Source organism: Bacteroidota bacterium (genome assembly GCA_016713765.1).
GTDB lineage: Bacteria > Bacteroidota > Bacteroidia > AKYH767-A > 2013-40CM-41-45 > Pollutiaquabacter > Pollutiaquabacter aromativorans.
This window is the reverse complement of sequence record JADJON010000001.1, coordinates 2405228-2422179: the sequence shown is the minus strand read 5'-3', so window position 1 is coordinate 2422179 and position 16952 is coordinate 2405228. Positions and strand designations below refer to the sequence as shown.

Here is a 16952-nt window from a genome sequence, read left to right as displayed (position 1 = left end):
CTTACAATTGGAAGGGATAGGTTCCCGATGACCAATCCTTTGGATTAGACGGGGCGTTAAACCCACTGTGTTCGATCAGGAACACCCCCTCTGAACCATCAGTAAAGCCTTTTTTCAATCCCGTAAGATTGAATGGTTCCAATCAGCCCCGTAAGGCTGAAATAAGAAAACCCAGCCCCGTAAGGCTGGGTTTCTTTTTTTAAATCAAGTTTTTAGGCCAGGGAAACCGACTTCCGGGTCACCCAGGAATGGATGCCGAACAAGGCGGCAGCATAAAGCAAGTCGGCAGCCAGTTGATTGGCGAAATAAGGTAGTCCGGCGGTATAACTTTGTCGAACCCCTTCCAGCGTCATCGGATAGAGTTGAATGTCAACATACCAGAATGGGAGGTTGGTCAGCAGGAAAAACAGGATCGATCCGGTAATGGCCGAGGCACCAATCTTCAGTACACTTTCCCGGTTACGCATTCGGCTACCCAACCAAACGTAAATTCCAAAACCCAGGTAGACGGGGAGAATGGAAGCATGAAATCCCAAAATCAGGTCAGTCATGAACAGGGCGGCAAACGGAAGCAAGTAGGCTTTCCGGCTGTCCTGAAGCCTGGATCCTGAAAACAGGGACATGGCACCAAGTGCCGTAAAGTTGAAGGGATGCGGAATAATGCGGGTCGCGGCGGCAACCAGAATCAACCCGAGTATCCAGAGGGTTTCTGTAGTGGAGGTCGGCTTACGGTTCATAGTAAGATGCTGTACAAAGATAGTTTTTTTGGTTTTGTAGGAGAGGTCTTGATTTCAAAGGGAATATTGAAGATTCAGGAAAGCCCCGCGTCCCCGGCTCGAAAAACCAAGAATCTCCTCGTATCGGGTATCCAGTAGGTTTTCGACCCTGCCGGTTAGCTGGAAAGTTGGAGAGAGTTTCCAATGGAAATATACGTCGAGCAGTGAATAGTCGTCAACGGTACGACGTCCTAAGGCACCGTAGGGACCATAGAGTGCTTCGTAGTAGTTGTCGTTGCGGGCGCTGACATACTGAACGCGTGCGCTCAACACAAGATTTTCCCGTACGCTCAATTCGATTCCGGCTGTCATCGTATTAGGGCGTCTGATCAAACCCCGCAACCGCTTGCCTTCCGATAGGAAGGCACCATTGCTGAAGGCCTGTAACGTATAGCCGTTGGTTTGCAGTTCGTCCGACGATTTGATGTCCAGGTAACCGTCGATCATGCTCATGGATGCAGTCGCTGTCGCCTTGTTGCTGAGTTTCGTTCGTACGGATAGTTCAGCACCATAGGCCGTTTGGTTGCCGATGTTGATGTATCGGTCACCCCGGTAATCGTCCCGTGACCAATCGGTCCCGAGCGAATCCACCGGAACTGCAGCGTTCCACAGGTAAACGTAATCGATGATATCTTCCGTTCGGTTCCGGAAAATGGAAAAGCTGAACTCCGAACTCGCCAATTGCTGACGGATCCCGAATTCGAGCGCTTGAGAATATTCGGGGGTAAGGTCCTTGTTCCCGCGTGTGGTCGGCGTGTAGCTGGTGCCGTCCCAGGCCTGATAGGTTTCCGGTGCGTACAGCTGGTAAAGGGAGGGGGGATTATATCCAGACGAAAAGGATGCAAACAACAAACTGTTCTCCTCCAATTGCCAGCTTGGATTGAGCTCAAAGGTCCGGATCGATCCGAAGCTGCTGTGGTGTACGGAGCGAATGCCGGCGACCAATGAAAATGGACGCAACCTGTGTGAAACCAAATCACCACCCAACCTGATTTTCAGATAAGGTGCGGTGAGTTGGGCATCGGGGTTCAGGGAATCCAGTGTGGAGCGGGATTCGAAAACCGAACCGAACGCCGTGCTGTAGTAAAAATGTTCCTGATTCATTTGCTCGCTGGAGGCGTTGATCCCCGCGAGCATGCTCCACGATTGACCGAGATAGTGGGCGAACAGATCTCCGTTCAGTTGTTGGCCGGTATAGCGGTCATCGGCAAAATTGCCATCATAGTTACCGGTTAGGTCGATCCGGGACGAGTCATTCAGCGAGAGACGCTCGCTGGACGTCCAGCCGCCATTCAGCCCCAGCTGCCAATTGCCTTTTTTCCACTTCAGCTCGCCGCTGATCAACTGACGGGTGAAATCAAGGTTGTAATTGTCGTCATCGGTATAGGCGCTTCGGTCAATGTCGGTTTGCATGCCGGTTCGCCGATACCTGATTTGTGACGACCAGTTTCCCGACGTCCAACCGCCGGCGATTGAAAAGTTCTGCTTCTTCCAGTCATCCTGGTCACGGGGAATGGCGGAAGTTCCATCGGTAGTGTCTACGGTGGCATCCAGGCCGTTTACCGACAACAGCTCTGTTGAAGCGGATACCCAGCAACCGTTCTTCCAGCGATGACCCAGATTGATGTCCGTATTCCATTGGCTTCCGGAGGTGCGAAAAATGCCCGCGCCGGTACCGAGGCGAAGGTTCCAGCCTTCTTTTTCCGGCTCGCGGCTTTGCAACAGGATTACGCCTCCGACGGCTGCACTTCCAAAAACCGTACTGTGCGAACCTCTCAATATTTCAATTCGATCAAGTGAACTCAAGGGCAATTCACTCAGATCAGCAACACCGTTCACACTGCTGACATCATTTATCCGGACTCCATCAAGGTAGATAGCCGTCTGATTGCTGTTGCTGCCACGCATGAAGATGGTCTGGTTGGAACCGGGTGTTTGACCGGCTCCGAGCAGATAAATGCCTGCCAGACGCGACAAGAGCTCTCCCAACGTTGTACAGGAAGTATTCTCAATCGCTTGTCTGTCCAGTACGGATACACTCCGCCCGATCGCGCCGATGGGTTCCGGCGTACGGCTCGCGGTGATCGTGACTTCTTTGAGTTCTCGCTGCAGGGTATCCGGCGCCTGCGCCGATACCGGGTCTGATGCGTGCAGCAGCCAAAGCAACAGACCTGTCCTTGTAAGTTTCCGGTGCATAGAGAAATGCTTTACTCAACACCGGGCAAATCGCGGAATGAAACGAAAGAAAAGAGACTCTCGCCATTCATGCTTTTTACCCGAAAGCTGATGGTTAACGAACACGGCAGGTCTTCTGACTCATCCCGGTTTCACCGCCTTCCCGTTCGTGGAACAGTGGCAATAAGGCAAAACCTCTATTGGGATTCACAGCAGCGGGAACTGTTCACGGTTTTCACGTGATTCCCTTTTCATCCGCCGAAGGCGGAACCGCATTCCGGTGCAAGGTAGACAATTCAGGAAACTAAAAAACGATAGTTATCCGAAGCTTATATCATCCTTTCGCCAAACGGATGTCGGATCTGCCACGATGCTCCTTCATCTTCGGTGAAACTTGCGGCCATCCGGTTCAAGAGCCGCTGGATCCCTGCGTTTCGGGTTTTGTATCGGTCCCGGAAGGGGTGCGGCCGACAGCCACAAACAGCCTTCGCTTCCCGGGCGGTTCGACCCAGTTCAAGCTTAGCATATCGGTCACGGATTGCATGCTCGATCCCGTCCAGCAGGATGTTGAAATAGAGTTGGTGGGTGGCATTTACTGTATAGTCCATACCGATATAATGAACTTCCAATTCGTCACCATGGCGGATATACGAGGCGAACCCCACGAGCCGGTCCTGGAGGAAATACCCAAGCATGCGAAAGCGATCGCCAAGCGCCGTAGATAACGCGAGGAAATAGCGTACATCCACTATTCCCATCCGTACCACCTGCTTTTCCTGGACCGACCGAAACAATCGATTGATCGCATTTGCGCCGGTTCGGACTTCCGCTGGTGTGAGCCATCTCCGTTCCAGGAGGGATCCGGATCGTCGGATCTTGACTGCGCGTTGGCGGTATTTCTTTGTAAGAGCGTGCAGATAATCGTCAAAGGAGTTCCAGGAAGCCGGCAGCGATAGTTGCATGGTCAGATCCGCCTCGAACGGATGATAGCCTGCGTTCTCAAAGACTGATTCGTGCCAATACTCCGGCAAGTCTTTCAACAAGAGTAGATCGTAGTTCAACCGTCGGGCTTCGATTTCGGTTGCCTGCAGTAGCGCGGGAAGATGATCTTCGTCGGGACAATCGATCATGGGCTTCCCGACGGAAAACAGGTTACCAGCCATGATTACCCGGAAGCGCCGAAAACGCAGCGCGATCATGGCCAGTAGTGTTTTCCAGGTCGTTTTTGGAAACTTAAAATTCCTGGAAGTGAAATTAAGTACCTGAAGGGCGATACGGGCTACAGGTTGACCATCATCCCGGTAGTAAAGCAGACCATACCGGAAACTCAGATCACCGGGTTGCGCTTGTTCCAGGGCTGCGAGATAACCGGCATCGAGGGTGTCTGTCGAGGACGATGGGAACGATGTCCATTCGGAAGCGATTCCCGCCTCCAGGATACTGTCAGCCCAATGAATTCGGTAGCCTTGAATTGGTTCGGAATGTACCGGCACAAGCATCAATCGCTTTCAACCTTGTTGGAGGAAAGCAACATTAGAAGTAAGACGTGCGAGGGCTGAAAAAATTGTATCCGGCGCTCTGGCAATTAAAAGGTTATTGCTGAACAGCGAATTTCCTGCTGAGGCTTCCTTTTTCACCGTTTAACCGGACAAAATAGATACCGCTGGCTAGCCGGTCGGTCGGTAATTCGATACGCTGGAAACCCGCAATGAGACTAAGTTCGGCGCTCCAAAGCAACTGACCGCCAGATCCAAGCAACTCCAACTGGTAGTTACCGGCATCCGGGCTTTCTACCAGCAGTTCTTTTTTGTAACCGATGGAACCGGTCACTACAGCGGTAAGGTCGTGCAGGGTTTCACAACTGCGGACTTTGATCGGGTCGAAGATCTCGAAGACACCGTCAAAATCCGTTTGCGTCAACCGGTAAAATCCGATACCCGGCAAAGGCTGGTTGTCGTTGAAACTGTAGTACCGTTCAACAGTACTGTTCCCGGCTCCGGGGAGCATCGCGAGGGTTTCCCAGCTGATTCCATCAGCGGAGCGTTCAAGCGTAAAGTGGTCGTTGTTCGTTTCGGAAGCAGTGACCCATCGCAACACCACGGCAGTGCCTTCGCATTTACCTTCGAATGCAAGCAATTCGATCGGCAGGAGGTTACTGGCTCCCGCCAACGTCCACCAGTTATTGTAAACTCCTACGCCTGTTGCAAGCGCGGAATTGGATGCCGGATTGCTCTGGGTGCCGGGAGGCGGATTGGTCCAGGAAACCATAGGTGCAACCCAGCGCTGAGCCCGTGGGCTGGCGATGGATCCGAGCTCGGAAGGTGTGCAGACAAACGTCAAGGCTGCGTTCGTAGTGGTACCACTGACCTGGAGATACCAGAACCGGTCAACCGTGTTGGCACTGTTATCCACATTACTGTTATTCCGAACATGTGTGACCGTCGGCGGATAGGGTAGGTTGGCTGCGTTCGTACGATAGGTTGCCGCGTAGAGGCTTCCCGTACTTCCCGAAGCCATATTATACGTGAACGGAATATAGTTGCTCGCGTCATAACCGAAAGGAACCACATGCGCGCCGGTACTTGCAGCGATATTCCACTTCAAACGCCCCGATCCATCTTCGGTTTCCGAACGGATATAGCCGTTGGTACGTTGTATTCCCGTTGCTGCACTGGTCTCGACATATACCATTCGACCGCCGCTATTCGAAGGGACGTGATCGTTGTCCAGGTTCAATTCGCCATTGGTCAATACCAGGTTTCCGCGCACCCACACTGCGGAATCATTGGGAGCATTGGTCGGATATACGAATTCCGTGTTGGCGGTACCGCCGAAATTGATATCCAGGTTGGCATAGCGATGCTGCACACTACGGGCACGTCCGAGTCCGACTCCGGAAACGATTTGGTTATCGACACCGTTATATTCAACCGTCGAGCCAGACGAAAGGTAGTAGTCCAGACTATCGTCCACTGTTGTAGAGAAGCTGGCATTCGTTGTAGCATCATAGATACCGTTCACGTTCTGGGTGCGAACACGACCCAGTACGGAAATGCCGGAATACATTTCGAGCGCGTTGGAGAACAACTTGTTGGTACGCATGTTCAGTACCCCGTTGTTGTTCACCATCAGGAAAAGAGGCAATCCGGCCAGGTTAGGATGGCTGGCCAATTGAATGTCTCCTATTGCAAGGTCCAGCGTATTGCCGGACTCCACGGTCATATAAACTTGCTGAATCAAGTGGTTGCCAGATCGATTAAAGGTGGACGTACCGGCACGGTTAAAAATGATATAGCCATTGGTTGTTCCTGTACCGGGATTACTCGTCGTAATCTGACCACTTCCTGACCAAGTGATACTCGGACTTTTTATAAAGAGCTTCAGATTGTTGCTGGACGGGTTTCCATTGTCAAAGTAGATGTTCCCGGCGGTATGGACAAAATCACCCACCAGATCATCATTCGAGTTAACCGTCATATTAATCGAACTGCTCACGGGAACAGACGCGTTGTTGTGGAAGTAGAAATTCCCGCCGGACATGAAGAAGCCGCCGAGTACGTTCACATTGGAAATGGTCGAGTTGGCGTCACCCTTGATCGAAAGGTCTCCACCGGTGATGGTGATGTCACCGTTGATAGTAGCAGTGATCGGGAAGGTGAATGCTGACAAGAAGGTGGTTCCACCGCTGATGTTGACAGCGCCATTGACTGTCAGGTTGACCAGGTGCCCATTACTGTAAGTTGAGCCCTGCTCACCATTGAAACTGTTTCGCCCGTTAGAGATGTTGATGTTGCCGATGGTGACCGTTTCAGTATTCCCGGCTTCGCTGGACACAAATTTGCCATTGGCACCGCTAATAGTCAGCGTTCCGGAGATGGTGAGGTTCAAAATGAGTGTGTTCACATCTGGAATGACCTGTGGAATCCCGATGAAATAGAACTCATCGCTGACCGCACCAAAATTCACTTTACAGTTTCCAAGAACTGACATGGTGCCTGCGGAGCCATTGTTGTTGGCGGCATGATAGACACTGAACAGTCCGCCGTCATAATCAATACTGCCTGCCAGGAAGGTCGCGTTAGCGGGAACGGAATAGGTAGTATTCAGGATGCCCCGGAAGGTACCGGCATTCATGTCCAGAATACCATTTACGGTGATATTGATGTTGCCGCTACCGCGCTCCGAGCCAATGAAACGTCCGCCATTCTGGACGAAGTTTCCGGTCACACTAAAAGTTAATGAAGATGCAGATCCATCTACTCCAATAACACCTTGCCCAGATGCAGATCCTGAACTAAGGACATTCCAGTTACCGCTACATTGTATTGTTGTGGTACCGTTCCCCCGATTTCCAATGAAAGCATCAGTGGAGACGATTGAACTAAAAGTGAAGTTAACGCCAACATTGATACTGGCAGCTCCTGAACAATTAGGATTGTTCTGCCCAATAAATTTACCAGACGAATGATTCCAATTCCTTAATACTCGAAAAATTAGTGCCGAATTAGTGGTGGATGCGATAAGTGTTCCACTCCCAGTTAAGTTTAGATCACGGGAAACTATAATCGTGGTTGTATTTATCATCGAATCAGCCCATGCAAAATGAATATTTGCAACTCCCGAGATGTTAAAATCATTATTTATTGTAACATTAACCGTTCCTTTTGCCTGCAATCCTGCTGCTGGATTACCTGCAAAATACCAATTCTGCCCACCACTCACCACAAGATTGTTGGTGATGAAATTGAGGTTGCCATTACCACCCTCGATGAAAGTACAATAGGTACCACCGCTCATGCCGGCCAGCGTCGTGGTGCCGCTTACGGTGACACGCAAAGGCGCATCCGCTTTGTTCACGAAGTGCGAAATACCGGCTCCGATCGTCAGGTTTCCATTCACCGTAACTCGGATATCGGCCCCCGTGCTGTAGTTATTGCCGAAGACAGCATTGAAGTTGCCGTTGATCGTCATGTTACCGTTGATGGTCCAGTTGAGAACACCGAACGACGTATCCATGACGGTTGTAGTCCTGGCGGCGATATTGTTGCTGAGGTTGAAATTGCCGGAAGTCATCGTCAGCGAACGGTTCTGGCCGCGTTGGAAGACGATGTTGCCGTTGTTGAGGATGTCCACATCACCCAATGCAAGGTTGCTGGTGTTGCCGGTCCCGTCGTCCATCACGATGGTGCCTTCGGTAACGGTCAGTTTACCCCTGATCCGGTTCGATACCGGTAGGGCAAAGCAACCATCCTGATCCCAGTTGCCAGGTCCTCCGATGGGCGCGCTGAGCGTAACGTTTCCGAAGATGGAAGACTGTACGCGGTCAGCGCTGCCGAGCGGTACGGATGGATCAAACCATTTTTGAATGATGAGATTACTGGTAGCGGAAAATACTTCGTTGCCTAATTCAAAGATGCTTTCATCGAGCAGGCCGCTGTTTCTCGGATTGTGCACATAGGTTGCATTACCATTCAGGGTGAAGTTCTTTCCGAGTGTTGTGAATTCGATGGCCCCGTTGTTCTCCAAACGTCCCCCGGCATTCACCGTGATATTACCGCCAATGGACATGATGCTGACCGCGGTATTTGAAATGATTACAACGCCATTAATTGTCAGATCATTGAGAAGCGGAGTGCTTTGATCGACCGTGAGGGTACAGCCGACATTGACCGTAACACTTTGGCCTGCAACCGGCGCCGCAGGACTCCAGGTCGCAGTGGACCAGGTGCCGCTGGCAGTAACTGTAGCTTGCGAAAAAGCGTAGTTGAAATTGCCAAGAAAGCAGAAGACGAGCACGATCCACCGCAATGGCATAATACGCCCATGGCAGATCGACTTGCGATTACTGTCGAAGTAGGTGTGTTTCACTGAGTACAATGGAAAAACGGGTTGATGGCCATTTTCCAAGTTGAGTAAAAATAGATTTTTCACGCTTGATTATCAATACTTGTTGATAAGAAATGTGTATCAAATCTTCCTAAAATATCGAGTTTTTTAGGGAAAATTCAATTTTTCGGGCAGAGGCAATGGTGCATTTGGCCAATGGATGGAATCCGGGGATGAATTATCGGTAACTGGCCCATTGACCAGTAGGACGAAGTCCGGTTCAAGACTTGACCCTATAAAAAAAGCCGGTCCCGAAAGGGACCGGCTTTTAAGTTAACCAGGTATTGGATTATTCTACCGTGACGCGAACAACTTCCTTACCGTTGTCGGTGAGGAGGCTGACCAGGTAGGTTCCTTTTGCCATACCGCTCAGGTCGAGGGTGTGCAGGTTGGAACCTTTGGAAGCCTTGTTGCGCTCGGAGAGAATAACGCGACCGCTCAGATCGGTGACGTTCACCACATACTGCATGTCGCTGTTCTCGCTGTTGAAGCGGATGTTCACCGTACCGGTGGTCGGGTTCGGGAATACTTCAGTGCGAAGAGCGGCAGCAACGTCAGCAGAACCAGCTACGCGGCAAGAAACCGGGGTGATGGCCAGGGTGGCCGTACCGGAATTGCCACAGCTGCTGTTGGCACGGATACCGATGGAACCATTGGAGAATCCGGCGTTCACGATCGCGAAGGTGTTGGAGGTCGGAGTACCCGTGAGCACGGTGTAACCAACCGGAACCAGTACTTCGTAGGTTGAAGCGCCGTTGGTAGCGTTCCAGGTCACCAGGATGTCGGTACCCATACACGGAGACGGAGTTGAAGTCGTCAGGCCGGTGACGTTGGACGGGTTACCGTTAACAGTCACGCAACGCTGGAATCCTGCACCGCAACCGTTGACACCATTAACGCAGATCTGACCGGTGGTGAAGCCGCCGGAGAAGGTCACCGTGATGGAGTTGGTCGAGGACGAACCCGTAGCACCGGAAGGCAGGCTCCAGGCATAGCTGGTGGCACCGCTCATGGCCGGGATGCTGTACGTATAGGTCTGACCGCAAACGCCGTTGATCGGATCGCCGGTGATGTTACCCGGGGTGCCGAGTTTACCGGTGCTGATGGTCTTACAACGCTGTGCAGAGTTGCCAATCGGGCTTCCGCAGGAGCTGACTGCAACTACGCAAACCGAACCCGCGGTGAAGCCGCTGGTGGTGGAAACCGTAGCGCTGGTACCGCTACCGACAACAGTTACACCCGAACCCGTCGCGCTCCAGATATAGGAGGCTGCACCAGGAACAGCTGCGATGGAGTAGGAAGCAGATCCACCAGGACAGATCGTTGACGGACCGGAGATGGTACCCGGAATAACCGGAGCAGCCGAAATGGTCATGCAGCGGGAAGCGCCAACATATCCGCAAGAGGTAACACCGGATACACAAAGCGTACCGCTGGTGAAGCCGGCTCCGAAGGTTACCGTAGCGGAAGTGCCGGTTCCGGAAACCGTCATGCCGGCACCGGTTGCGGTCCACTGGTAAGATGCAGCACCTGCGACACCGGAGATCGAGTAGGTACCCGAGCTGCTCGGACAAGCGATTGCGCTACCGGTGATGGCACCCGGCTGGGTGAGGGTAGCACGGATCCAGGTACACTTGGTGTTCGGCGAAGCGCCGCAGGCGTTGACAGCCTGCACGCAGATGTTCCAGCCGGACTGACCACCGGTCGGGAGAGCCGTGTACGATACCGTTACCGAGTTGGTAGCGGAGATGTACGGGCTGGGCTGACCGTTGAACAGGACTTGCGGCGGACCGCTCCAGTTGTAACCGGTAGCGTTCAGTACGGAGTTCGTGGTGATCACATCGGAACCACCGACGCAACCGGCAGCCGGTGCGCTGGTGATGGAGATGGTACCAGCCGGAGAACCGGAGGATACGATTACGTTGACCGAAGCGCATGCGGTTGTGTTACAAGCGCCTTCTGCACGTACGAAGTAGTTGAAGTTACCTGCAAATCCAGGCGTGTAATTGATTGAAGCTCCCGTGCCGATCGGAGCACCTGCACCGCAGGCGCCGGCGTACCATACCCAGTTAGCGCCGGTTCCCAGGGAACCGCCAGAAACCGAGAGGGTCACGTTGTTACCCAGACAGATGTTGGCTGAAGAAGCCGTAGCACCGGTCGGAGCCGAAGAGAGCGTAGAAGAGTTACCAATCGTTGCGCTGCAGGAAGCGGAACAACCATTGGCATCGGTAACCGTGTAGTTATACGTACCGGCAGCAAGACCGCCGAAAGTGCCGGTGCCGGTGTAAGCACCGGTACCGCCCGTAGCGGAAACCGTTACAGAACCGTCCGAGAAGCCCGGGCAGGTTGCGTCGGTCGGCGTGCAGGTAGCGACTACCTGTGTCGGTTCACCAACCGTTGCGGAACCGCTGGCAGAACAACCGTTCACATCCGTAACCGTGTAATTGTAAGTACCTGCGGAAAGACCCGTGAAGGTGCCTTCACCCGTGTAAGGAGCGACACCACCCGAAGCGGTTACAACTACCTGACCGTCACTGCCACCGAAGCAGGAAGCGTCGGTTGCAACAGCGGATACACTCATGGCAGGATTGTTGACTTCCGTAACCGTATAACCAAAGTTACCGGTGTTGGTGGAGTAACCCTCCATGACGATGTAGTACTGGGTATTTGGGCTGACTTGACGCTTGATGTAAGAAGTGGCAAGAGGACCATCGTCGTCATCGCTTTCAAGCACTGCACCGCCATTGTCCAGCAAATGCAAATAGGTGTCGAAATCGGAACCGCCCAGATCGATAATGATCGAATCCGTGCAATTACCGGTGGTGAAGGTGAAGAACACGTCCGGAGAAGACTGGTTGTCGATGCCGGTAAAGTTGTTCAGCCAGCAGTTGGAGCTCAGATTGTCGGAAGTGCCGGTAGCCGGCAAAGTCAGCGGAATTGCAGTACCAAGCACATCACCAGCCGGAGCCGGAGTTACCGTGAAGGTCCAGTCGCTGCAACCAATCGCGTCACCGAATACGTTCTTCGGAACGACTTTCCAGGCATAGGTTCCTGCTGCCAGTACACCGGCGCTATAGGAAGTACCTATTTGTGCAGGAGACACAAGGGAAGTAGCCGGGCCCGAACCTGCATCAAAGTAAACGTCGTAGCTGGTAGCACCGGGAGCGCTCGGCCAGCTCACTGAAGTAGCGCTGACGCTGACGCAGGAAATGCCGCCATTCGTCGGAGAGGTCGGATTAGCAAGACACGCCGGTGCATCTGCGGTAAAGGTGTATTCAGCACAACCCGTGGCATCGCCAATGCCGTTCTTAGGTATAACCAGCCAGTGGTAAGTGTTGCCTCCGCTGACGGTTGCTACATAAGTAGTGCCGACTTGGTTAGCCGATACGAGCGAAGTTGCGGGTGCATTGGCATCCAGGTACACGTCGTAACCGGTAGCACCGGAAACTGCGGACCAGCTCAGGGTCTGGCTGGTGGAAGTGGCTACTCCGCCATCTGAAGGGCTGATGCCGGAGGTGGCACAGTTCGGAACCGAAGCCGTTACGCACACGGTAAACACGCCTGTGGCAGGGCCCGTACCAGTGTTGTAAACCCGGATGAAGTAGGTGTTACCCGCCGTGAGACCGGAGCCGGTGAAAGTCTCGGCACCGCCCGTGGAGGTGTTGTTGATACAACCCAGCGAGGTCAAGGTGCCCGTACAGGTGTTGTCGCTCGAACTGTAAACCTGCAGGTGGGCATTGTAACCGGTGCCCGATTGGACCGTCACCACCGGATTGGAAGTCGGAGCCACGAAGGAGTACCATACATCGTCATCGGCAGTACCGCCGCAGACGGACTGCGGAGAAGCCGTAGCCGTCAGGGAAGTGCCGTTGGTAGCTACGCAGGAAGTGTTCACTGAAAGGCCCACAGCGCCGCAGATGTCATCGTTGGCAGGAGGAGGAACAACTTCGTTCACGCAGATGGAGAACGCGGAAATACCTGCGGTGGTATATCCAGAAGTCGGAACAGTGTTTGCACCCGTGCCGGAATGGTACACTCGGATATAATAAGGGTCGCCGGGATTCAATCCGGTGGCGTTAATGGTCTCTGTAAGACCCGTTCCGGTAGCATTCACGCAAGCGATCGCGTTGAGGCTGCCGTCCAACAACTGGACAACCGCGTCATAACCGCCGCCACCACGAACCGTAATGGTTTGAGAAGATGTGGTAGCGTTGAAGGAGAACCATACATCGTCATCCGGAGTACCGGGAGAACCCGCGGAACAGACCGGGATTCCGCTGGAAGCCGTAGCACCGCGACCTTCGTAGTAGGTGCCGCAATACTGGGTACAGGGTCCGGCATTCACCGACAAGGCAAAAGCAGAACCGGATTCGTCGTTGCCAGGAGCATAGGTCGGGGCTGAACCCGGACCCGCGTAGTTGGTCACTGGGTTGAACACATACTGGCTGTTACAAGCCGGCAGATAGTTCTTCGAGTTCAGGCCGGAGTTGGCCGTGGTCGAAGGGGTATAGTCGAAGTTCGTGGTGAAATCATCCCGTAGCGCCATGACATCGGTATAGCTGCCCGGCGTGGCAAAGCTCCATCCATTCATGCCGATGGTGTAAGCATAACCGAAGTTAGCGCTGCCGTTGAAGCCTTCCATCGTACCATAGTTGTAGGTGATGGTGTTGCCGTTCTCATCCAGTACGACCTGGAAGTTCAGGTTCGGACCTGCGTTACCGTAAGTTTCCATACCGATCCATTCGCAGATGATCTGCGCGGAACCGGAACCCAGGGTGCCCACGATCTGATATTTCATAGAAGCGTTAAGACCGGCCGTGGTTGCGGGGTTACCGGTACAAACGAGGTCTTCCCAGAAAGGAGCCAGGATTGCACGAAGGGTGGTGGAGGATGTTCCGATGTTGTTACTGTATTCCGTCGAGGTGGATGCCGTGTTGAACGTGATCCAGCCGTTGGTACAGGCCTTCAAGCCGGTGACAGTCTGTCCTTTGTACTGGAAGGTGGTTCCAGCCAGCGAAAGGGTGTTCGATGTCTGATCATCCGTGGTAGTGCCGGGGAAGCTATAGTTCGATCCGGTGCCGGCAATCGAAGAGTACGAAATACCCGTGTTGTAAGTCACATCGAACTGACAGTCCGAAGCACTCACGTAACAAGAATTCGAATAGGCATCATTTCCAGAACAACTCACTTTCAATCGGTAGTAGATTGGAGCGCCGGTGAGCGAAGGAGAAGTATAAGAGGCGGTGGTGGCTCCGGAGCCACCAATAGCGTTCACCCAAGGGTCGCCAGCACCATCGTCATCGGATTCTTCCCATTGGAAGCTGAGTCCACTAACTCCGGTTGTATAACCTGTTGATGCAATTGAGACGGTTCCAGGCACGCAGTAACCGGCGGTCGAAGGAACCGTTCCGGGATTCGGAGTGCCGGAACAAGGTGTTCCTGCCGTGTAATCAAAACGAATATTGGGTCGATTGGTGCCATTTGTTCCGGTAGCAGTGGCGCAGTTGCTGGATCCGTCGGTCCGGACATAACGAACCGCACCCGAGGTGGCTGTGGTATAACGCAAGCCACCATAAGGAGATGTGAACGGATTTGAACCAGTACAGGTATTGACAACAATGCTCGAGGTTCCATCCCAAACAAACGGAACATCCAAAGTTATCATATCGAAGTTTCCTGCGGTTTGAACAACGGGAGCATACGTAAACGAGTTCTTAACGACTGTCAAGCCAGAAGAGATATAAGGATTGGCAAGCGTTTGTGACGTCAGTCCCATCGAAATGGTATAGTTCGATAAGGAAACTGCTGACTCGGATACGGAGAACCCCATCGCCGTAATGGTTGAGCCGGAAGACATTCCGGCAGTCGTCAACTCTGCTGCCGTCCAAACCATTTGGAAATGGATGTAGTTGTAATACCGTTCAATAGGATCTGCTGTTGATCCATTAGTCGTTGATGTACCTGTTCCAATGATGGCAGTGGCCCCTTGTGAACGAGAGACACCAAAAGCCAGCAGCAGAATCAGACAATACAACCAGCGATTCCATCGCTGAATTGGAGTGTAAGTGTGCTTGTTCATGTTACTGTTGTTTTGAGTTATTGGTTGTTGTTTGTGTTTCAGGGGATGATATGAGGAAACCGACACCAACGACGGCACCGGTCGACGTATGATAAAACTAAAATTCCACCAGATTGAGCGTAGGCCTTTATCCATGGGCAGTTTGACGGGTCGAAAGATAATGTACAAATTGGAATTGGCAAATAATTGTTGACATTTTGTAAAGTTCTTTTGGGCGAACGGCGTGAAATGCGTGGCGAATGCCGCTGCGCGGGGCTGAAAGATGTTCCGGGTTCCGGGTTTAATGAACGTTTAAACGTTTAAACGTTTGAACGTTGTAACGATGTGAGCGACCTTCAACCTTCAACCTTCAACCTTCAACTAAACCCGGAACCCGAAACTCGAAACCCGGAACCATTAACAAGAAAAGCCGCCCCGAATGGAGCGGCTCTGTCTCTACCGTTGTTCGGCTTTTCTTAGTACTCGGTCTTCAACTCCACGCGACGGTTCTTCGCACGGCCTTCCGAAGTCTTATTGTCTGCAACCGGACGGGTATCGCCGTAACCGGTGGCTTTCATGCGCTCAGGGTCGACTCCTTTCGATGCGAGGTAGTTCTTTACAGACTCACAACGCTTCTGCGAAAGCACCATGTTCTTCTGCGCGTCACCGGTGTTGTCGGTGTGGCCTTCGATGGAAAGTTTCGCTTCCGGATACTTCTTGAGGATGTCGGAGAGGTCGTCAAGCTGGGTCTTAGAGGCGCTCTTCAGCTTATCGGAACCGGTCTCGAAGAAGATCTTGCTGGCGATCTTGGTGATCTGGGTGATGATCTCTTTCGGGATCTCCGGACAACCTTTGTTGCTGGCAACGCCGGCTACCGTAGGACACTTGTCGTCTTTGTCGGCAATGCCGTCGCTGTCACCATCCGGACAACCTTTCAGGAAAGCGGCACCTTTGATGGTCGGGCAATCGTCTTCTTCATTCACTACACCGTCTCCGTCACTGTCCATCGGGCAACCGGTTTCGTTTACTTTATATCCTGCCTTGGTATCCGGGCATTTGTCATCCAGATCGGCAACCCCGTCACCGTCCGCATCCGGACAACCTTGCAGGGTCATCAGGCCGGCAACATCCGGGCAACGGTCGTCACGATCAGCAACGCCGTCATTGTCCTTGTCCGGACAGCCTTTAAGGGCGGCAACACCAGGCACTGCCGGGCAATCATCAAGGTAATCGGCCACGCCGTCCTTATCGCCGTCGAGCGGACATCCGGCTTCATCAACTTTGACACCGGCAGGGGTATTCGGACACTTGTCGTTCTTATCGGAAACGCCATCGCCGTCGCTATCCTTAGCAACACCGAGGTTGACGATCACACCGAGCGAGTGCTCGAGGAACTGGTCCTTGTCGCCGTCTTCGTTAGCATCCCACTTGTTGTCCGAAGGCATGTGTAAACCGGTCTGCCAATCCAGGCTGACCTGATCGCTCAGGCGGAAACGGATTCCGGCTCCGGCATAGATGTCGAGGCCGGCAACCATATTATCGTCGATTTTCTCCTTAGGTCCATTTGCTTCCACATCACCGAAAGCACCGCCGATACCGGCTGTCAGATAAGGTCCGATGCAGGCATCTTCGTTGAAAATGTACCCGTTGTACAGTTTGTAACGAAGGCGAAGATCTGCCGTGTAAACCAGGTCATCCATGAAATAGGGATCCTTCTTTTGCGACATGGCTCCATGCAGCAGGAACAATCCCAGATCAAAAGACTTGTTCAGGTAACGATTGATAGAAATGCCCTGGCCAAAGGTTTTGTCATTCACCTTGAAACTGAAGAAATTATCACCAAGGCTGGTCTTAGATTCGACCAAGGCTCCGTGGAATCCCAGTCCCCATTTGAATTCAGCATTTTGGGCCATGCTTGTGCCGGTCACCAGCAACATGGCAAGGCCAAGCAACAAGTGACTAAATGTTCTGCAATTCATGAGTTCGCGGTTTTGGTTAAGGTAATGACCAAATTAATTGTTAATTTCATTAACAAACAAGGGCGTTTTTTCAACAAA

The 16952-nt window shown here is 52.7% G+C and carries 6 protein-coding genes and 1 riboswitch; all 6 genes read right to left on the bottom strand.

The annotated features are described in order from the left end of the window. Nucleotides 1-212: 212 nt before the first annotated feature. A complete protein-coding gene (locus IPJ96_09355) occupies nucleotides 213-737 on the bottom strand; it encodes a hypothetical protein (protein MBK7910553.1) in 525 nt (174 codons plus the stop codon). A 54-nt stretch (nucleotides 738-791) separates the two neighbouring features. Next, the gene (locus tag IPJ96_09350) at nucleotides 792-2972 is read right to left on the bottom strand and encodes a TonB-dependent receptor (GenBank protein MBK7910552.1); all 2181 of its coding nucleotides are present in this window, start codon (nucleotides 2970-2972) and stop codon (nucleotides 792-794) included. 87 nt (nucleotides 2973-3059) lie between these two features. Then, a riboswitch (cobalamin riboswitch) is annotated at nucleotides 3060-3241 on the bottom strand. Between the two features lie 39 nt (nucleotides 3242-3280). Further along, nucleotides 3281-4444 carry a GNAT family N-acetyltransferase gene (locus IPJ96_09345; protein MBK7910551.1) on the bottom strand — a complete coding sequence of 388 codons (1164 nt, stop codon included), beginning with the start codon at nucleotides 4442-4444 and terminating at the stop codon, nucleotides 3281-3283. A gap of 100 nt (nucleotides 4445-4544) precedes the next feature. Next, entirely contained in the window at nucleotides 4545-8819 is a 4275-nt protein-coding gene (locus tag IPJ96_09340; protein MBK7910550.1) for a hypothetical protein, read from the bottom strand. 307 nt (nucleotides 8820-9126) lie between these two features. Continuing rightward, nucleotides 9127-14916, bottom strand: a complete 5790-nt coding sequence (locus tag IPJ96_09335) for a T9SS type A sorting domain-containing protein (protein ID MBK7910549.1) — start codon at nucleotides 14914-14916, stop codon at nucleotides 9127-9129. Between the two features lie 455 nt (nucleotides 14917-15371). Further along, complete coding sequence (locus tag IPJ96_09330) at nucleotides 15372-16874, bottom strand: OmpA family protein (protein MBK7910548.1); 1503 nt, start codon at nucleotides 16872-16874, stop codon at nucleotides 15372-15374. Between the last annotated feature and the right edge of the window lie 78 nt (nucleotides 16875-16952).